The 19,177-nt window shown below is 56.6% G+C and carries 17 protein-coding genes; 7 read left to right on the top strand and 10 right to left on the bottom strand.

Translation table 11 applies throughout. The annotated features are described in order from the left end of the window. Positions 1–55 precede the first annotated feature (55 nt). Together AC2TAD_RS00290 and coaD are read left to right on the top strand one after the other, a co-directional pair. Positions 56–493 (top strand): CBS domain-containing protein, encoded by a 438-nt coding sequence (locus AC2TAD_RS00290; protein WP_170354068.1) that lies wholly within the window; start codon positions 56–58, stop codon positions 491–493. Between the two features lie 85 nt (positions 494–578). Continuing rightward, complete coding sequence (gene coaD / locus AC2TAD_RS00295) at positions 579–1,070, top strand: pantetheine-phosphate adenylyltransferase (RefSeq protein WP_480865442.1); 492 nt, start codon at positions 579–581, stop codon at positions 1,068–1,070. On the opposite strand, the gene gap (AC2TAD_RS00300) is transcribed toward coaD, so the two are convergent. From gap (AC2TAD_RS00300) to gap (AC2TAD_RS00310), 3 genes are all read right to left on the bottom strand, one after another. Next, on the bottom strand, positions 1,062–2,066 hold the full coding sequence (gene gap / locus AC2TAD_RS00300; RefSeq protein ID WP_480865444.1) for a type I glyceraldehyde-3-phosphate dehydrogenase: 1,005 nt from the start codon (positions 2,064–2,066) through the stop codon (positions 1,062–1,064). The two genes, coaD and gap (AC2TAD_RS00300), sit on opposite strands and share 9 nt — an antisense overlap. An 81-nt stretch (positions 2,067–2,147) precedes the next feature. Then, positions 2,148–2,291, bottom strand: coding sequence for a hypothetical protein (locus tag AC2TAD_RS00305; RefSeq protein WP_170354071.1), 144 nt, complete (start codon positions 2,289–2,291; stop codon positions 2,148–2,150). Between the two features lie 71 nt (positions 2,292–2,362). After that, complete coding sequence (gap, locus tag AC2TAD_RS00310) at positions 2,363–3,364, bottom strand: type I glyceraldehyde-3-phosphate dehydrogenase (RefSeq protein WP_480865445.1); 1,002 nt, start codon at positions 3,362–3,364, stop codon at positions 2,363–2,365. A 182-nt stretch (positions 3,365–3,546) separates the two neighbouring features. On the opposite strand from gap (AC2TAD_RS00310), the gene AC2TAD_RS00315 reads away from it, so the two are divergent. Beyond that, positions 3,547–4,485: a DUF808 domain-containing protein gene (locus AC2TAD_RS00315; RefSeq protein ID WP_480865447.1), complete on the top strand. Its 939-nt coding sequence runs from the start codon at positions 3,547–3,549 to the stop codon at positions 4,483–4,485. Between the two features lie 42 nt (positions 4,486–4,527). Here AC2TAD_RS00315 and AC2TAD_RS00320 read toward each other — a convergent pair whose 3' ends face one another. Next, entirely contained in the window at positions 4,528–4,878 is a 351-nt protein-coding gene (locus tag AC2TAD_RS00320; protein ID WP_480865449.1) for a hypothetical protein, read from the bottom strand. A 160-nt stretch (positions 4,879–5,038) separates the two neighbouring features. Beyond that, positions 5,039–7,060: a transketolase gene (tkt, locus tag AC2TAD_RS00325; protein WP_480865451.1), complete on the bottom strand. Its 2,022-nt coding sequence runs from the start codon at positions 7,058–7,060 to the stop codon at positions 5,039–5,041. 234 nt (positions 7,061–7,294) lie between these two features. Here tkt and AC2TAD_RS00330 point away from each other — a divergent pair, with 234 nt between their 5' ends. Genes AC2TAD_RS00330 through AC2TAD_RS00340 form a run of 3 tightly spaced genes read left to right on the top strand, consistent with a single transcriptional unit; the run spans position 7,295 to position 8,801 of the window. After that, positions 7,295–8,062 (top strand): hypothetical protein, encoded by a 768-nt coding sequence (locus tag AC2TAD_RS00330; RefSeq protein WP_480865452.1) that lies wholly within the window; start codon positions 7,295–7,297, stop codon positions 8,060–8,062. Then, positions 8,062–8,457, top strand: coding sequence for a cell division protein ZapA (locus tag AC2TAD_RS00335; protein WP_170751061.1), 396 nt, complete (start codon positions 8,062–8,064; stop codon positions 8,455–8,457). Before AC2TAD_RS00330 ends, AC2TAD_RS00335 begins: the two co-directional genes overlap by 1 nt. Further along, a complete protein-coding gene (locus AC2TAD_RS00340; protein ID WP_170751063.1) occupies positions 8,454–8,801 on the top strand; it encodes an MliC family protein in 348 nt (115 codons plus the stop codon). Before AC2TAD_RS00335 ends, AC2TAD_RS00340 begins: the two co-directional genes overlap by 4 nt. On the opposite strand, the gene grxD is transcribed toward AC2TAD_RS00340, so the two are convergent. The 5 genes from grxD to AC2TAD_RS00365 all read right to left on the bottom strand — a co-directional run bounded on the left by grxD (position 8,802) and on the right by AC2TAD_RS00365 (position 15,521). Then, positions 8,802–9,164 (bottom strand): Grx4 family monothiol glutaredoxin, encoded by a 363-nt coding sequence (grxD, locus tag AC2TAD_RS00345; RefSeq protein ID WP_170354079.1) that lies wholly within the window; start codon positions 9,162–9,164, stop codon positions 8,802–8,804. Between the two features lie 249 nt (positions 9,165–9,413). Then, positions 9,414–9,650: a BolA/IbaG family iron-sulfur metabolism protein gene (locus AC2TAD_RS00350; RefSeq protein WP_170354080.1), complete on the bottom strand. Its 237-nt coding sequence runs from the start codon at positions 9,648–9,650 to the stop codon at positions 9,414–9,416. A 125-nt stretch (positions 9,651–9,775) separates the two neighbouring features. After that, positions 9,776–11,935 carry a phosphoribosylformylglycinamidine synthase subunit PurL gene (gene purL, locus AC2TAD_RS00355; RefSeq protein ID WP_480865453.1) on the bottom strand — a complete coding sequence of 720 codons (2,160 nt, stop codon included), beginning with the start codon at positions 11,933–11,935 and terminating at the stop codon, positions 9,776–9,778. A gap of 153 nt (positions 11,936–12,088) precedes the next feature. Beyond that, positions 12,089–14,338 carry a mechanosensitive ion channel family protein gene (locus tag AC2TAD_RS00360; RefSeq protein WP_480865454.1) on the bottom strand — a complete coding sequence of 750 codons (2,250 nt, stop codon included), beginning with the start codon at positions 14,336–14,338 and terminating at the stop codon, positions 12,089–12,091. Between the two features lie 277 nt (positions 14,339–14,615). Beyond that, positions 14,616–15,521 carry a LysR family transcriptional regulator gene (locus tag AC2TAD_RS00365; protein ID WP_170354083.1) on the bottom strand — a complete coding sequence of 302 codons (906 nt, stop codon included), beginning with the start codon at positions 15,519–15,521 and terminating at the stop codon, positions 14,616–14,618. 169 nt (positions 15,522–15,690) lie between these two features. Between AC2TAD_RS00365 and AC2TAD_RS00370 the strand changes: the two genes are divergently transcribed. Beyond that, positions 15,691–19,110 carry an indolepyruvate ferredoxin oxidoreductase family protein gene (locus AC2TAD_RS00370; RefSeq protein ID WP_480865455.1) on the top strand — a complete coding sequence of 1,140 codons (3,420 nt, stop codon included), beginning with the start codon at positions 15,691–15,693 and terminating at the stop codon, positions 19,108–19,110. Positions 19,111–19,177 lie beyond the last annotated feature (67 nt).

The raw sequence follows: 19,177 nt of genomic DNA on the forward strand, positions 1-19,177 counted from the left end.
ATGGGCATTCCGGCAACGCTTTGTAAAACAGCGAGTTATTTCGGAGGTTTCGCACATGCTGGTTCAGGCCATTCTGAAATCAAAGGCTACGGAAGGGGTCGAAACGGTTACGCCCGATCTCACTGTGTCCGATGCGGCAAAAATCCTTGCAGAAAAGCGGATCGGGACGGTTGTGGTCTCTGAAGACGGGGGGGAAACGGCATCTGGAATTTTGTCGGAACGTGACATCGTGCGAGAGTTGGCTGCAAGTGGAAGTGGTTGTCTGGCGAAACCGGTCAGCGCTTACATGACCAGCGACCTTGTAACTGCGACGCGTCAGGACTCGGTTCAGGATGTCCTCAGCCGCATGACCGAAGGGCGTTTCCGCCATATGCCTGTCGTCGAAGATGGGAAGCTGATCGGTATCGTAACACTTGGGGATGTGGTCAAAGCACAGCTTTCGGAATTGGCGATGGAGAAAGAGGCGCTCCAGACAATGATCATGGGCCACTAATTTCAGACAGGGCCAAAGCGCCCTATTGCACCCGCGGCAGAGTTGTGTTTGCTTGCGCCGAAATTTTATTGCGCAGGAGGGCGCGATGCGGGTCGCATTATATCCCGGAACTTTTGATCCGATCACACTGGGCCATATCGACATTATTCGCCGCGCTGCTGCGATGGTCGACAAGCTTGTGATTGGTGTGGCTATCAACCGAGACAAGGGCCCGTTGTTTTCTTTGGAAGAGCGCGTATCGATGATCGAAGCCGAGTGCGCCCAACTATCCGAGCAGACCGGTACAGTGATTGTCGCGCATCCCTTCGAAAACCTGCTGATCGATTGCGCACGCGACGTTGGAGCGCAAACCATTGTGCGCGGATTGCGGGCCGTGGCTGATTTTGAGTACGAATTTCAAATGGTTGGAATGAATCGCGCGCTGGATGATTCGATCGAAACGGTCTTTCTGATGGCCGAGGCGCGCCATCAGGCGATCGCGTCCAAGCTGGTCAAGGAAATTTCACGGCTGGGCGGGGACGTATCCAAATTCGTTACGCCCCGTGTTGCTACAGCCTTACAGAACCGCTTAAGCTGACGCACCCATTGCCTTTGCAGTATCCAGCATGCGGTTCGAGAAACCCCATTCGTTGTCATACCAAGCCAGAACCCGGACCAATGTCCCGTCGGTTACCTTTGTTTCTGCAAGTGACACGGTCGAGCTGTGGGAATCGTGATTGAAGTCGACCGATATCAAGGGGCGTTTCTCAGCCGCCAGAACACCCGGAATCTTCTCGGCAGCAGCGACAAACAAGGCATTTACCTCATCCTCCGTCGTTGGGCGTGAAACCTCGGCAACAAGATCAACAACCGAAACATTCGGGGTTGGAACCCTAATGGCTTGTCCCGTCAGTTTCCCCTGAAGTTGTGGAAGCACCAAGCCCACTGCGGCGGCTGCGCCGGTTGTCGTAGGAATCATCGATAATGCCGCAGCGCGGGAAAGGTAGGGGTCTTTGCCGGCGGTATCATGGACGGGTTGGCTGGCGGTATAAGCATGGACGGTTGTCATGTTGCCATGCACAATTCCCAGGCCATCGTCCAACGCGGCTGCAACTGGCGAAAGGCAGTTCGTCGTGCATGATGCATTTGACACGATAATATCATCGGCTGTCAGTTCGTGATCATTCACTCCGTAAACTACGGTTTTGACGCCGCCATCCCCGCGTGCGGGGGCTGAAATCAGCACCTTGCTTGCCCCGTTTTCAAGATGACGAGCTGCGGCTTCGCGCGTGCGAAACACTCCAGTGCACTCCAACACGACATCAATATCTGACCAGTCCAGTTTTTCAGGCTCACGCTCGCTTGTCAGGCGAATAGGGCCAGCGCCCACATCCAAGCCAGCTTCGGTGAGCTTTACAGGTTTGAAATACCGGCCATGGACGCTGTCGAATTCAAACATGTGGGCGTTCATCTCGGGTTTGGCGAGATCATTGATCGCGACGATTTCAACGTCTGTCCGGCCACTTTCCATCACGGCGCGCAAGACGCCACGTCCGATCCGTCCAAATCCATTGATTGCAAGCTTTAGTGTCATGATCCGCTCCGTCGCGTGTCGTCCAATAAAAGGTTAGCGCTAACAAAGCTAAATTGGTCAAAAAGTCAAGCAAAACCTAACTCATCGCCAGAATGCGATCCAATCCAAAAAGTCGTAGAGTTTTTTGCCCAGGAAAAGCAGATGCTCGGTTCCATAGACAGCGACATCGGCAATCATGATGCCCAGAATCAAAAAACCCAGCCAGATAGCGATTTGATTGGTCATCAAGGCCCCGAACAGAAATGCCCGCCCAGATAACCTGAGCGGGCAAAAAGGTTCAAGAATTCAAACGGGTCTTAGTTAAGGCGACCCATTGCCACAGCAACATCGGCCATGCGAACTGAGAAGGCCCATTCGTTGTCGTACCATGCCAGAACGCGCACCATGCGGTCATTGACAACACGGGTCTGGTCCGGAGCGAAGATCGAGCTTTCCTCGGTGTGGTTGAAATCTGTCGAGACCAGTGGAGCAGGTTCGTAACCCAGAACGCGCTGCATGTGACCTTGCGAGGCTTCACGGACAATCGCGTTCACCTCATCCACAGTCACATCGCGACCGGCGCGGAATGTTAGGTCAACAGCGGATACATTCGGGGTCGGAACCCGGATTGCCGAGCCATCCAGACGACCTTTGAGGTTCGGCAGAACCTCACCCAGCGCCTTGGCAGCACCGGTAGAAGTCGGGATCATCGACATAGCGGCAGCGCGAGCGCGGTACAGGTCGCTGTGGCGACGGTCCAGCGTAGGCTGGTCGCCAGTATAGGCGTGGATCGTGGTCATGATGCCATGTTCGATCCCGACGCCTTCGTCCAGAACCTTGGCAAGCGGAGCAAGGCAGTTCGTGGTGCAAGACCCGTTCGAGACCATTTTATCGTCAGCAGCCAGACTGTTGTGATTCACGCCATAGACGATGGTTTTATCTACATTCTTGCCCGGTGCGGACAGCAGAACCTTTTGCGCGCCACGCTCAAGATGCGTCTTGGCTTTCAGGCCGTCATTGAATTTGCCGGTGCACTCCAGAACGACGTCGCAGCCTTCCCAGTCCAGGTCGTTCATGTCGTAGGTCGAGAACATCTCCATGGGGCCGCGGCCCAGATCCATGGTGTTGCCCTCGATCGAGACGTCGCGGGGGAAGCGCCCGTGGACGCTGTCATATTTCAGCAGATGCGCCGTGGTTTCCAGCGGGCCGGTTGCGTTGACCTTGATCACTTCGATGTCGTTGCGCGCTGATGCCGCGATGTGTGACAGGGTGCAGCGGCCGATACGGCCAAAACCATTGATGCCGACCTTGATGGTCATATGACGTCTCCAAAATGCGCTTGCGTTGCAGGCGATATAGCGGCCCTAGCGCGTTCTCAAAAGAGTAAAAGTGACATATTTTTAACGTGTTAGCGCAAACCTTGGCCGGTATCGCTAACGCTTGCGCTAGCTGAAAGATCAGGTAGGGTCCACCTGCGGCTGGTTACAGGAAGGAACTAGGCATGAGCGGTCTTTTGGCATTGCTGGACGATGTTGCCGGAATTGCAAAAGTTGCGGCATCGTCGGTTGATGATGTTGTTGCAGCGGCTGGCAAGGCGGGGGCCAAAACGGCGGGTGTAATCATTGACGATGCAGCCGTGACGCCGAAATACGTGCAAGGTTTCGCCCCGGCGCGCGAGTTGCCTATCATCTGGCGCATCGCGCGCGGGTCGGTTTTCAACAAGATCGTGCTGCTGCTGCCCGTTGCGCTGTGGCTGGCTAATTTCGCACCTTGGCTGATCACGCCTTTGCTGATGCTGGGCGGATCATATTTATGTTTCGAGGGGGCTGAGAAAATTTTCCATGTCCTCTTCCCCCATGGCAGCCACGTCATCGACGAGGATATGAAAATCCGTGATCCGGGCCATCTGGAAGAGCAAAAAGTCAAAGGTGCAATAAAGACCGATTTCATCCTGTCAGCCGAAATCATGACCATCGCGCTTGCCGCCATCGAGGCGCCGAACATCTGGATGCAGGCGGCAACGTTGGCTGTCGTCGGGATAGGTGTGACGGTGGCGGTCTATGGCTCGGTGGCGTTGATCGTGAAGATGGACGATGTGGGCCTGTTTCTGGCGCAGAACGCACCAACCCCGATCGGGCGCGGAACCGGGCGAGGCTTGGTCAGAGCCATGCCGATTGTAATGAAAGTACTCTCTATCGTCGGGACCGCCGCGATGCTGTGGGTCGGCGGGTCGATCATCATCCACGGGCTCGAGGTTTTGGGCTTTGGCTGGCTGGGCCACCACATTCACGACTGGGCTTATGCGGTCGGCCATATGGTTTCGGCGCAATATGAAGGCGCAGTCGAGTGGATCGTCAAGGCCGCCATGGACGGAGTATTCGGACTGGCTTGGGGGATGGTACTAATCCCACCGGCGACGAAACTGTTAAAATCCCACTGAACAATAAAATCCGCGCCGCAGTTTCGGCGGCGCGGATTGGAGTTAGAACCCGTTAGTGTTGCCTTTTACCACGACGCCAGACCCGTCAATCTTACCATCTTTGACCAGGGTAACGGCGGCTCCGTCAATTTTCAGATCCCAGCAGTTTTTGGGATCATCGCCATACTGAAAGCACATCCCATTATCTGTTGCTTCCCACTTGCCCGAATAGCCTTCGCCTTTGATGGTACCGTCGGCTGCATAATACTCTGTAAACGCGCCTGACAGCATACCGCCTGCATAGGTGTGGTCGGCCATCGTTTTTTGAATTTCTTCCTTGCTGGCGAAATCCCCCGCGAATGCTGGGGCAGCCAGGATCACTGCTATGGCGCTCAGTACGGCGTGTTTCTTCATTTCTAAACTTCCCTGTAACTGCATTGCCTCCAGCACTTAAGACGTTACGGCCTACGAAATAGGGCAGGTGGGATCACGACGACTCACCAGTCTGTGAGGGTGGGGCGCAAAAAAGGCGGCCCATGCGGACCGCCTGTTTCCTATGGACTGATGTCGGGATTTAACCCAGCAGTTCCTTGACTTTGGCAACGGCGGCCTCGGCAGTGATGCCGAAATGCTTATACAGCTCACCCGCAGGGGCCGACGCACCAAAGCCCGACATGCCGATGAACCCGGCTTTGGCTTCACGGCCACGCTCGCCCAGCAGCCAGCGATCCCAGCCACCGGCGCGCACAGCGGCCTCGATGCCGACGCGGACGGCACCAGCGGGCAGCACGCGCTTGCGATAGGCTTCGTCCTGCTCGGCGAACAGCTCCATACAGGGCATGGAGACGACACGGGTGCCGATGCCTTCGGCCTCAAGCATCGCCTTGGCTTCCATCGCCAGCGACACTTCAGAGCCGGTGGCAATCAGGATGGCCTGACGTTTGCCCTCGGCCTCGGCCAGAACATAGGCGCCTTGCGCGGACAGGTTCTTGGTTTTGTGATCCTTTCGCACGGTCGGTACGCCCTGACGAGTCAGCGACAAGACCGAGGGGCTTTCCTTGAAGGTCAGCGCCAGTTCCCAGGCTTCTGCTGTTTCAACCGTGTCGGCGGGGCGGAACACATAGGTGTTGGGCGTCGCGCGGCTGATGGCCAGATGTTCGACCGGCTGGTGGGTCGGGCCGTCTTCGCCCAGACCGATCGAATCGTGAGTCATCACGAAGACCGAAGGGATTTTCATCAACGCTGCCAGACGCATCGACGGACGCGCATAGTCGGTGAAGGCCATGAACGTGCCGCCATACGGGCGGATGCCACCATGTAGCGCCATGCCGTTCATCGCAGCGGCCATGCCGTGTTCACGTATACCGTAGTGGATGTAACGGCCCTTGCGATTTTCCGGCAGGAACACGCCCATGTCAGCAGATTTGGTGTTGTTCGAGCCCGTCAGGTCGGCCGAACCGCCCACGGTCTCGGTCAGGATCGGGTTGACGACGTTCAGAACTTTCTCCGATGAGGCGCGGGTGGCCAGTTTCGGTTGGTCTTCTGAGGCTTGTTTCTTGAACGCGCGGATCGCGCCGGCCAGTTTCTTGGGCGCTTCAAATGCGTAGGCGCGGTTGAAATCTGCCTGCTTGCGTTCCGAGATTTGTGCGAAACGGTCTTCCCATGCCGCGCGCTCTGCGGCACCGCGTGCACCGATGGCTTCCCATGCGGATTTCACATCGGCGGGGATTTCAAACGCGCCATGCGGCCAGCCATAGCCTTCTTTGGCGGCTTTCAACTGATCCTGATCGGTCAGCGCACCGTGGCCTTTCGAAGTGTCCTGCGCTGCGTGACCCAATGCGATGTGGCTTTCGCAGGCAATCATGGTCGGCTTGTTCGACTTTTTCGCCTGCACAATGGCCGCGTCGATGGCCTGCGGATCGTGTCCGTCAATCTCGATCACATGCCAGCCTGAGGCCGCGAAACGGCGCACCTGATCGGTGCGGTCTGCGATGTCCACGGTGCCGTCGATGGTGATGTTGTTGTTGTCCCAGAAAACAATCAGCTTGCTCAGCTCATGACGTCCGGCAAGGGTGATGGCTTCTTGGCTGACCCCTTCCATCAGGCAGCCGTCGCCCGCGATCACATAGGTATAGTGGTCAACGACCTTCTTACCGTATTGCGCGCGCTGGATTTCCTCGGCCATTGCAAAGCCTACAGCGTTCGAGATGCCCTGACCCAATGGGCCGGTGGTGGTCTCGATGCCATTGACCAAGAAGTTCTCGGGGTGGCCCGCGGTTTTTGCGCCCAGCTGGCGGAAGTTTTTGATCTCGTCCAGAGTGACGTCAGCGTGGCCTGTGAGATAGAGCAAGGAATAGATCAGCATCGAGCCGTGACCTGCAGACAGGATAAACCGGTCGCGATCGGGCCAGTTCGGCGCCGAGGCGTCAAATTTCAGGTGCTTTTCGAACAGCACGGTCGCGACGTCGGCCATGCCCATCGGCATGCCGGAATGGCCGGAATTGGCGGCGGCGACGGCATCAAGGGTCAATGTGCGGATGGCCGCAGCCTTGTCCCAATGTTCGGGGTTTGCATTGCGCAGCGCAGTCAGGTCCACGGGCGTTATTCCTTTGGATTACAGGCAGATTGCGCGCTGAATACCACTCAGTCCTCAAAGTGCAAGCAGAACCGGGGGTTACAAGGGCGAACTGCTTCAAGAACGCGGCTCAAGTATTTGAAAGCAAACAGTGGGTATTTTCCGCGCCATTCGGTTAGACTAGACCAATTCGTGAATTAAGTTGATTCGGATGAACCGCAGCACACGGAACCTTGATGAAGAGGTGGCAGGGGCATGAGCCAGATCGAAGAATTACAGCGCCGTATTGTTGTCGCGATGGAACGTATCGGTGCAAGCGTGGACGCCATTGGTGCAATGTCAGAACCTTCGCGCGCGCAAGATGAAACGTTGCGTGCCGCGCTGGATGACGAACGTGTAGCAAATGCGCAATTGGAAGAGCGTCTTAGAGCCCTCAAGCAACGTCATGAACAGGAAGTCGACGCAATGCGCGCCGATATGGAGAGCTTGCGTTCGGTTCCTGCTGAACACCCAGAAAATGGAGCTTTGCGCGAGCAATTGGCTGAAGCAACCGCGAAACTGGCCGCGGTGGAAGCCGCCCGTGCAGAGCTTGCGGACGCCAAAGCGGCCCTGGAAGATCAGGACGAGCTTGCCGTTTTGAAGGCGGAGAACGATCGGTTGAAGGCCGAGAATGCGCGTTTGAAATCGGAACTGGCTGATAGCGAGCGGGTCGCTGAGTTAAGTGCCGAGCTTGAGATGTTGCGCGCTGAACGCAGTAGTCATGGCGCGGCTATGTCCCGTTTGGATGACGATCTGCAGCGTATGCGCAAGGCTAATGAACAGTTGCGCAATTCGGTCGATGAACTGCGCGTTGCGTCCGAGGGCGGTTTGCCGGATGCCGAACTTCTAAACCGCGCAACAGTAGCCGAACTGGAAGCGACCCGAGCCGCTCAGGCCACGGACGCGGCCGAAGCGCATGCTGTGCTGGCGCGACTGGAGCCGCTTTTGTCGCAAGCCAAGCTGGCTGAAGGAGAGGTGGAGTAATGCCCGAGGTAACCATTCAAATCGGTGGGCGGGGTTTTGACGTCTCATGTCAGGACGGGGAAGAAGTGTTCCTGCAAGCCGCCGCTAAGATGTTGGACGACGAAGCACAGGTTCTTTCTGATCAAATAGGACGAATGCCCGAGTCCAGAATGCTGCTGATGGCCGGCCTCATGCTTGCTGACAAAACGGCCGCGTCGGAAGATCAGATTAGTTCCCTGCAAGCAAAATTGGCCGAGGCCGAGGCCGAAATTCAGGCTTTGCGCAACAAACCGCAGCCTGAACCCGAAAGGGTCGAGGTAGCGGTTGTGCCGCCTTCCGTGACAGACACGCTAGCTGAATTGGCGGCTCGGGCCGAAGCGCTTGCCTCGGTTGTGGAAGAAAAGACTGCGGGATGATGTTGCGTCGGATATCTGCTGTTTTCGTGGCGACGGTGTTGGGAAACACCGCTTGGGCGGAACTCGACGTTCTCCCTGTTACCTTCACCTGCGACAATGCCGTTCCGCTTGAGGTGGTGTTCTTTAATGCCTCGGACGGCTCGAGCGCCGCGGCCATGCTGGTCGACAATCAACTGATCGCGTTAGAGCAGAGTATAAGTGGATCGGGAATCCAGTACAGATCCGAAGGCAACGGCGGCACCTATATTCTGCGGTCTAAAGGTTGGGATGCAACGGTCAGCTTTCTGGCGACAGGGGATGCCGCCAGCGAGCAGGTTATATTAGAGAATTGCTCCAGCCGGTGATCAGGCGTTTGCTTCGCGGATCTTGTCGGCGGCTTCTTTGTTGTAACCAACGCCGTTGTCATCAAACAGCGTGTCCAGCTCACCCGACAGGGTCATCTCGGTGATGATGTCGCAACCGCCGACGAATTCGCCTTTGACGTAAAGCTGCGGCACGGTCGGCCAGTCGGAATAATCCTTGATGCCCTGACGGACCTCTTCATCCGCTAGAACGTTCACGTCGGCATAGTCGACGCCCATATAGTTCAGCACACCAGCCACGCGGGACGAAAACCCACACTGAGGCATTTCCTTGGTGCCCTTCATATAAAGCACCACATCGTTGGCTTTGACGGTTTCGTCGATCTGGGTTTTCACGTCAGTCATTTCGCGTTTCCTTTGCTCTTCGGCATCATCGCTTTGGCGAAGTCTTGGGGGTCTTTTGGAATATGGGTCTGCGTTGAACGAATTGCACCGTCATGCGACTTGTAAGACGAGTGCAGAATGTGTTTGTCCTGCGCAGGCAGAGATCCTCGTCCTGTTTTGCGGCCGGTCTTTGAGTGGTTCCACGCTAACAGTCCGATTAGCAGGACAAAGACAGAAATCGCAATTGTGAGTGCGATCAAATGCTCCATGTTACTCCGGCACTTTTGTAGTCAGCGCCAGCGCGTGCAACTCTCCATCTGGGCCGTCCATCTTACCTTTCAAGGCCGCATAGACCGCCCGCTGTTGTTGAACCCGGTTTTTGCCGCGAAAGCTTTCGTCCACGACCATGGCTGACATATGCACGCCGTCGCTGCCGCCGACCTGAATTTCCGCATCGGGAAAGGCTTCGCGCAGCAGGTGTTCGATTTCGTGGGCGCTCATCGGCATGTAGGTCACTCCTGAAGGTCTTTCCCAAGATGTAGAGCGCCAAAGCGGGGCGCGCAAGTGGTCCTGAGACGACAAAACCCGCGCCGGTCCAAGCGCGGGTTTCATCTTGGTTTGCGAAGGCGATATCAGGCCACAGCGTCGGCAAAGCTGCTGCGGAAGGTGGCGGTCAATTCGTTCAGAGCGGCCTCGGATCCTCCGATCTTGACTGTCTCGCCGGTGAAACGACCAACCGAGACCAGCGGAACACCTGCTTGACCGGCGGCGATCATCAGTGCCTCGGCCTGATCAAAGTTACAGGCGACCAGATAGCGCGCCTGATCCTCGCCGAACAGGAACTCGGTCGAAGCATCATCGAGGCAGACCCCCACGCCAGCCGCCTCGGCCAGTTCGAACGCGGCCAGCGCAAGGCCGCCGTCGCCCAGATCGGTGCAGGCTTTGATCATCTCGCGGTTGGCGCGGATAAAGTCGCCGTTGCGTTTTTCGGCGTCCAGATCGACATGGGGCGCGTCACCGTCTTCGCGGTTGAACACCTCAGCAAGCAGGGCGGATTGACCCAGATGGCCTTTGGTTTCGCCGATGACCAGCGCAACATGGCCTTCGCGAACCTCATTGCCGATAATCTCATCAGTGTGGTTTAGCAGACCAACCGCGCCGATGGTGGGGGTCGGCAGGATCGCCTGGCCGTCGGTCTCGTTATAGAGCGAGACGTTGCCCGATACGATCGGCATATCCAGCGCGGCGACAGCCTCGCCAATGCCTTTGATCGCGCCGACGAACTGGCCCATGATCTCGGGCTTTTCGGGGTTGCCGAAATTCAGGTTGTCGGTGGTCGCCAGCGGAGTGGCCCCAACGGAGGTCAGATTGCGATAGGCTTCGGCCACTGCCTGCTTGCCGCCCTCAATCGGGTTGGCGCGCACGTAACGCGGCGTCACGTCGCTGGTGAAGGCTAGCGCCTTGTCAGTTCCATGCACGCGAACCATGCCCGCGCCGAGGCCGGGGGTGCGGGCGGTGTCGGCCATCACCATTGTGTCGTACTGTTCGTACACCCATTGCTTGCCTGCATAGTTGGGCGAGGCGAGCAGGGCGCGCAGACCGTCAATCGGGTCGATCTGAGGGACCTCGGCCAATTCCTCGGCCGCAGGTGTTTCGACCCACGGGCGGTCATATTCCGGCGCGGTCGAGGACAGTTTCGACAACACCAGATCGGCTTTGACCTCACCATTGTGGACGATGAGGAAACGGTCCTCGGCAATCGTTTCGCCGACGATGGCAAAGTCCAGATCCCATTTCTCGAACACGGCGCGGGCCTCGGCTTCCAGCTCGGGCTTTAGGACCATCAGCATCCGTTCCTGAGATTCCGACAGCATCATCTCATAGGCGGTCATGTTTTCTTCGCGCTGGGGTACGTTTTCCAGATCCAGACGCACGCCAAGGCCGCCCTTGTCGCCCATTTCTACGGCGGAACAGGTCAGGCCAGCTGCACCCATATCCTGAATCGAGATCACAGCACCAGTCTGCATCAGTTCCAGCGTCGCCTCCATCAGGCGCTTTTCGGTGAAGGGGTCGCCGACCTGAACGGTGGGGCGTTTTTCTTCGATTTTATCGTCGAATTCGGCTGAGGCCATGGTCGCACCACCAACACCATCACGGCCGGTTTTGGCACCCAGATAAACGACGGGCATACCGACGCCAGACGCGGCTGAGTAGAAAATCTTGTCGCTGTCGGCCAGACCGGCAGCAAAGGCGTTCACAAGGCAGTTGCCGTTATAGGCGGGGTGGAACCGCACTTCGCCACCCACGCAGGGCACACCGAAGCAGTTGCCATAACCGCCGATACCTTCAACCACGCCATTCACAAGCTGGCGGGTCTTGTGGTGTGCAGGTTCGCCAAAGGACAGGGCGTTCATCGACGCGATGGGCCGCGCGCCCATGGTGAAGACGTCACGCAGGATGCCGCCCACGCCGGTCGCCGCGCCCTGATAGGGTTCGATATACGAGGGGTGGTTGTGGCTTTCCATCTTGAACACCACGGCCTGACCGTCGCCGATATCGACCACACCCGCATTTTCACCCGGACCGCAGATCACCTGCGGACCAGAGGTGGGCAGGGTGCGCAACCATTTCTTGGAGGACTTGTACGAGCAATGCTCGTTCCACATGGCCGAGAAGATGCCCAGTTCGGTGAAGGTCGGCTCGCGCCCGATGATCTCGAGGATCATGTCATATTCATCGGGCTTCAGCCCGTGTGCGGCGATCAGATCGGGTGTGATTGCGGGCTCTTGCATCTTCTGTCCTGTGTCCAAATGGGCCGAGATTGCGCGCCTTGTAGGGCAAGGATGCGCCCGTGGGAAGGGTCAAGTCAGCGCAGGCGTTACGCGCCAAAGTAAAACGGAACCGACCAGAGGCCGGTTCCGCCTATTTTGCAGTCAGGTTTTGGCTTAGGCCGGGTTCTGCTGTTGGTTCGCTGCGTCGGCAGCCGCGGCGCCAACGGCGGCCTTCTGCTCTTCAGTCAGGTGGTCGGCGTCTTCCAGGCCCGGAATGGCAACACGCACCTCACGGCGGGCAAAGTCGATGCCGTTTTCCTTGAACGAGGCCTTCACCCGGTTGAAGATTTCTTTGCGCAGCGTGAACTGCTTGCCTGGTTTGGCCATAAACTTGCCCCTGATGATCATGCCCACATCGTCGAAATCGAATACGCCTTGTGATTTGAAGGGCTGCAGGAACCCGTCTTTATGGGTTTCGTCGGCCATCATCTCGGCTCCGATCTTCTTGAAGATCTTCTTGACCTTGTTGGGATCAGTATCGAAAGGCACGGTGAATTTCAGCTTCATGATGACCCAGTCACGGCTGTAGTTGGTCAGCTTCTGGATCTCACCATAGGGGATGGTGTGGACTGGGCCTCGGTGGTGACGCAGCTGCATGGACCGGATCGAGATCTTTTCGACCGTGCCGGTGGTGCCGCCCACATCGACGTATTCGCCCACACGGAAAGCGTCATCGACCAGGAAGAAAATCCCACCAACGATATCTGCTACCAGCTTCTGTGCCCCAAAGCCGATGGCCAGACCCAGAACACCAGCACCGGCCAGCAGTGGTGTGATGTTGATGCCCAACGCGCCCAACGCCAACAACACAAAGATCACTGCAATCGCGACCTGCGCGGTGACTCGTAGCAGCGGCAGCACCGTCGCCAGACGCGAGCCACCGGCACCGCCACCTTCGCCAGCCTCTTCATCAGGACTTTGGCCATTGGCGGTGTGTTCTTTGGCCAGACGGCGGTTGATCCACAGCGATATGATCTCATTAAGTATATAGCCGATGGCGATAATAATGAAAAACTGCACCAGTTTGCTGCCGGACTCATCTCCGCCACCAGCGATTTCCTGAAGGTTCAGATCCCACGCGCGTGAAATCATCAAGATGACCAGAATACCGGCCAAAACGCGCCCGATACGGATGTAGCTGCGCTTGGTCGATTTATACGCGCGTTCGGCCACCGGACCTTCACCTAGCATCGGAGGTTGCAAGTGACGCACCAGACCGCGGATCAGCGTATCCAGTGCGGGCGCTATCAGCAGCCAGAACATAGTGGTGAAATGCGCACCTTGCAGCAACAGCGATCGAAGAACTGGATCTCGCTGTGCGGCTAGGAATTCAACCAGCAGCCAGATCACCGCTGAAACGCCAATGGCGAAATAGGGGTAATAGTAGGCAACTTCCTCGTCAAACTTGGTGTGATCCGGGTCAGTGCCCAGCATCATCTGCGTCAGGCCTTCGCGAGCTTTCCAGGCGATGACACCAATATAGATGTGAATGCCTGCGTTCAGCCAGAAACCGATACGGGTTTCGCCGGGGGTGATGCCGTTAAGCGCGTTGAAGTGCACTGTAAACAGCGTCAAACCGATCAGGATCAGCAACCCAATCAGGTTGCGGTGCAGGAACTTTGCCCAATGATCGTCAATGTTGACCAGTCGGTAATGCGGCTGGTTGGGCGCCAGTACGAAACGCGACGCAGCAGCACCTAGACGGGGAACCCAGATCAGATAGAAGACGAAAGGTGCGGCATAAGTGATCTGTTCTGGCGTCATCAATCCACGCCCAACTGCTCGGATGACTACGTAAAACACTACCAGTCCGGCGATTTCTCGGCAAAAGCGGCGGAATAGAAAACGAACAGCTCCCCGCAGGTCGTTGTCTTGGTGCATGCCCGACTTTTCGTGCCATTTTCGCGTCAAAAGGTAGAACAGCTTTTCAGCAATGAAACCAACGACCAATACGCTAAGAACAATACCCATCAGGGTCAGGGCGCCTGTTGAACCAAATGTGCCGATAAAGTTCTCGGTAGCATGAACCTGAGCGCTGATCAGGTTCGGAATGGTCGTCAACACATGCGTCCACGAGGCAACCATTGCCTCCCAGATGGCATTTAATTCCTTGATGGGGTCTTCGCGGTCAGCGGCCTCGGCGGCGCGTTCCTCTGCTACGGCGTCCAGCCGGTCCAGCAAAATGGCGCGAACCTGGTCGTCAGACATCCGCGCGACCAGATCATCCACCTGTTCAGGTGTGAGGTCTTCGGGAATAGCGATAGGCGTAGTCGGACTGGTTGTACTGCTTTCTTGTGACAGCACTGGCCCCGACAGGCAAATGACGGAAATGATCGCCAAAATGAGGCGAATGGGGTGAAACATCGAATCTGTCCTCGAACTCACGTCTTGATGATTTTTTCGTGATAATAGGGATAAGTGTCAGATTTTCCCAGATGTTTCCCCTGTGGCGTGCGAAAATCTAAAGTTCGAACAAAAAAAGGCCGAGCACTAAGCTCGGCCGTAGTCCAACAGGGAGGTATGAAGATGATGAGCGTTTCAGCATCACCGTCTTCGAGTGCTCATTTAGGGATCAGTTTATGAACGATCAAGATGTTTCATGCTGTTGAGTGATCATGCCCGCTATGCTTAAGGCGCATAGCTACAGCTTTCCCAACTGCTTCAACTGTTTACGTTGCGCAATAATTTCGTCCTGAACGAAATCGCGGAACGCGGCCACGCGCTTGGAGTGCCGCAGTTCTTCTGGGTAGGCGAGATAAACGGGGACATCCGCAGTTTCGATATCTGCCAGAAGCGGAACGAGGTGGGGGAAATCTTGTGTCACGTAGTCTGGCAACACGCCGATGCCCAAATTGTGCAGTACGCCTTGTAGAACACCGAAATAGTTGTTCACCGTTAGCAAGGACCCCGGATTATAAGTCATAAGATGCCGCACCATGGCAGCGCTTGCCCCAGCTTGTGGGGCAGCGGGGGTCTGGCAGATCAGTCGATGGTTGGAAATGTCTTCCAACGTTTGAGGGGTGCCGTTTTCCTCAATGTACTCCTGTGTCGCGTATAGCTGCATCTGAACTGTCATCAGTCTTTTGCGCACCAGATCTGCCTGGCTGGGTTCTTTCATCCGAATGGCCACGTCGGCTTCGCGCATAGGAAGATCCAGAACCCGCTCTTCCAACATCAGGTCAATGTTGAGGTCGGGATACTGTTCGTACAGCTTTGGCAGACGCGGGGCCAACCATAGGGTTCCAAAACCGAAAGTTGTGGTGACGCGAAGAACACCAAAGACTTCTTCTTCGCTGTCGCGAATGCGCGCTGCCGCTGCGTCCAGGCGTTTAGACATGGCCGAGGTGGCGTCAAACAACAACTCACCCTGTTCGGTCAGGATCAGACCACGCGCGTGGCGATGAAAAAGAGTCGAATCAAGAGACTCTTCCAGCGCTCGGATTTGTCGACTGACGGCGGATTGCGACAGGTTCAGCCTATCGCCCGCATGGGTCAGGCTGCCCGCATCTGCAACCGCGTGAAATATCCTAAGCTTATCCCAATCCATCGCCGCAACTTTCGTTATCCTTCGGAACGCCTATATGAAATAGGTAACAACTTCTACATTCAAACGGTGAAATCCTTATGTTTTATGGGAAAATCCCTATACAGGTCATAGTTTATGACCTAATATGCAATTAAAGAAAGCACACTGATCTGACGTGGGGAGGCGTTTGATGAGTAAGCCACAAGTAACTTTGAATGACCGGTTCGATTTGGAAAAGAACCAGGTTTTGTTGAATGGCACCCAAGCGCTGGTGCGTCTGATGCTTATGCAAAAGGCACGGGATCGTCAGGCCGGGCTGAATACTGCCGGGCTTGTAACCGGCTACCGTGGTTCTCCGCTTGGGGCGGTTGATCAACAGATGATGCGCGCTCAAAAGCAATTGGCCGAAAGCGATGTCACCTTTCAATACGGTCTAAACGAAGATTTGGCTGCAACTGCTTTGTGGGGCAGTCAGCAGGCGGGTCTTCGAGGGGATGGCAAGTTTGATGGGGTTTTCGGTCTTTGGTACGGAAAAGGGCCCGGAGTAGACCGTTCCGGCGACGTGATGCGCCACGCCAACATGGCGGGCACTGCGACCCATGGCGGCGTATTGATGGCTATGGGGGATGACCATACCGGTGAAAGCTCGACCGTGCTGCATCAGTCAGAATGGTCGCTGGTTGACATGTATATGCCGATCGTCAGCCCCGCAGGCGTACAGGAAATTCTGGATTATGGTGTTTATGGATTTGCCCTTAGCCGGTTTGCCGGGGTTTGGGTCGGTCTAAAGACCATGAAGGACACGATCGAGGTCACCTCGGTCGTGGATGGCAGCGCAGATCGGATGTCCGTTGTCGTCCCTGACTTTGATACGCCTCAGGACGGGTTGAACATCAGGCTGGTGGACACGCCGCACCTGCAAGAGGCACGACTGATAGACTTCAAACGCTTCGCGGCCGAGACGTTCTCGCACGCCAACAAGATGGACAAACGTGTCTGGGGCAAACCCGGCGCAAAAATCGGGTTTGTTGCCGCAGGCAAGAACTGGTTGGATTTGGCCCATGCGCTGTCTCTTCTGAACATCGATGAAGCCGAGGCCGAGCGTTTGGGCATCACGACGTACAAGGTCGGGCAGACATTCCCATTGGACATGGCCGGGTTCCACGATTGGGCAGAAGGTCTGGATCTGATCGTAATCGTCGAGGAAAAGCGCAAGCTGATCGAGGTTCAGGTTAAAGAGGCAATCTTTGACGACCGTCGGGGGCGTCGTGTGTATGGCTGGTATAAGGGCGGTGCGGGTACTCTGCATCGCGAAGAACTGTTCCCGACCCGAGGGGCATTGGACCCCAACATGATCGCTGAAAAGCTTGGCGAAATTCTGATTGAGGAAGGCCGTGACACCGATGGAGTTCGCGCCGGATTAACCAAGCTGTCCGAGGCCCGGCGTGCCGACAACGCGGAGGAGATCGCAACGCGTCTGCCGTATTTCTGTTCGGGATGCCCGCATAACAGTTCGACCAAGGTGCCGGATGGAAGCCGGGCCTATGCCGGGATCGGTTGCCACTACATGGTCCAGTGGATGGACCGCAGCACCTCGGGCTTTACGCAGATGGGTGGAGAAGGGGCCAACTGGATCGGGGAAGAGCCGTTCTCGACCACGGATCACGTTTTCCAGAACCTTGGTGACGGAACTTATAACCACTCGGGCGTTCAAGCGATCCGCGCGGCCCTGTCGGCTGGCACCAACATCACGTTCAAAATTCTGTTCAACGATGCCGTCGCGATGACTGGTGGTCAGGGAAATGAAGGCGATCTGACCGCGGAACGGATCGTGACAGAGGTTAAGGCTATGGGCGTCAAAGACGTCGCGCTGGTCTATGATGAAAAGGAAGATGTGAACTTCAAAGCCTTGCCTGCAGGTGTCGAAACACACGAACGCGCCGAGCTGATGCAGGTCCAGGAAAAATTGCGCGGTGTCGAAGGTGTCTCGGTCCTGGTTTATGTACAGACCTGTGCCGCCGAAAAGCGCCGCCGTCGTAAGCGCGGTACCTTTCCTGACCCCGACAAGCGGGTATTCATAAACACCGATATCTGCGAAGGTTGCGGCGATTGCGGCGTTCAGTCGAACTGTGTGTCGATTGTGCCCAAAGAGACTGAACTCGGCCGGAAGCGCGCGATCGACCAGTCCAGTTGCAACAAAGACTTTTCCTGCCTCAAGGGGTTCTGCCCGTCCTTCGTGACGCTGGAAGGTGCGAAAATCCGCAAGGAGGCAACCACCGAGATCGACCTGCCAGACCTTCCGATGCCGACACTGCCTAAGATCAAAGGCACGCATAACGTGGTCATCACGGGTATCGGCGGTACGGGTGTTGTCACGCTTGGTGCTGTTTTGGCTCAGGCCGCTCAGATCGACGGCAAAGGAGCCGGGATGATGGAGATGGCCGGGCTGGCGCAAAAAGGGGGTGCCGTACACATCCATTGCCGTCTGGCCAACCGGCCTGAAGATATCAGCGCGATCCGCGTCGCCACAGGAGAAGCCGATGCGTTGATAGGTGGTGATCTGGTGGTCTCTGCCGGGGCCAAGACACTGGGATTGACCCGGTCGGGGCAAACTGGTGCCGTCGTCAACAGCCACGAAACGGTCACTGGTGATTTCACACGCGACACCGAGTTCCGGATTCCGGGTGATCGTCTCGAGCTGGCTTTACAGGCGCGGTTGAAAGAGGATGTCTGGCTGTTCGACGCAACTGATCTGGCGCGGGCAGTGATGGGCGACTCGATCTATTCCAACATGATGGTGTTCGGGGCCGCTTGGCAGCGTGGTTTGCTTCCGATCAAACATTCGGCTGTCCTTCAGGCGATCGAACTGAACGGAACGGCTGTAGAGCGAAACAAGCGGGCTTTTGATATCGGTCGCTGGGCGGTTCTGTATCCGGAAAAAGTCGCGGAGATTCTGCGGCCCAGTGTGGCTGAACTACCCAAGACGCTGGATCAAATGATCAGTTTTCGCGCCGATCACCTGACCGCTTATCAAAGTGCGCGGCTCGCGAAACGGTACCGCAGACTGGTCGAAACATTCGAAGATAAGGGTATCCGTGAAGCCGTTGCAAAAGGGTATCATAAGCTGCTGTCTTATAAGGATGAATACGAGGTCGCGCGTCTTTTGTTGTCCAGCCGCGAAAAAGCGGAGACCGAATTTGATGGTGACTTCAAGATGACGTTCCACCTCGCGCCGCCGATCCTTGGTGGTACAGGCCCGGATGGTCGGCCGCGCAAAAGAACTTATGGCGAGTGGATGCTGGGGCCATTGAAGCTGATGACCCGGTTGAAAGCCTTGCGTGGGACGCCCCTGGATATATTCGGGTACAGCGCAGAACGCCGAATGGAACGAGCTCTGATCAAGCAATACGAGCGTGATCTCAAAGAGATCACTCCGCTGATCAGTTCTGAGACCCGCGATGCCGTCATCGCTTTGGCCGAACTGCCACTGGATATTCGCGGCTTCGGCCCGGTGCTTCAGGAAAACGAAGCCAAGGCAGCGAAACGCCGAGAGGAACTTTTGTCAACGATCCGTAGCGGAGGGCCCAATTTGCGCGCAGCGGCCGAGTAAATCGTCACAACACTGTCACGGTCACTAGGCAAGATTGTTAGCCGCACATAGATTGCAGGCAGCAAGT

The organism is Ruegeria sp. HKCCD7628, assembly GCF_057221005.1.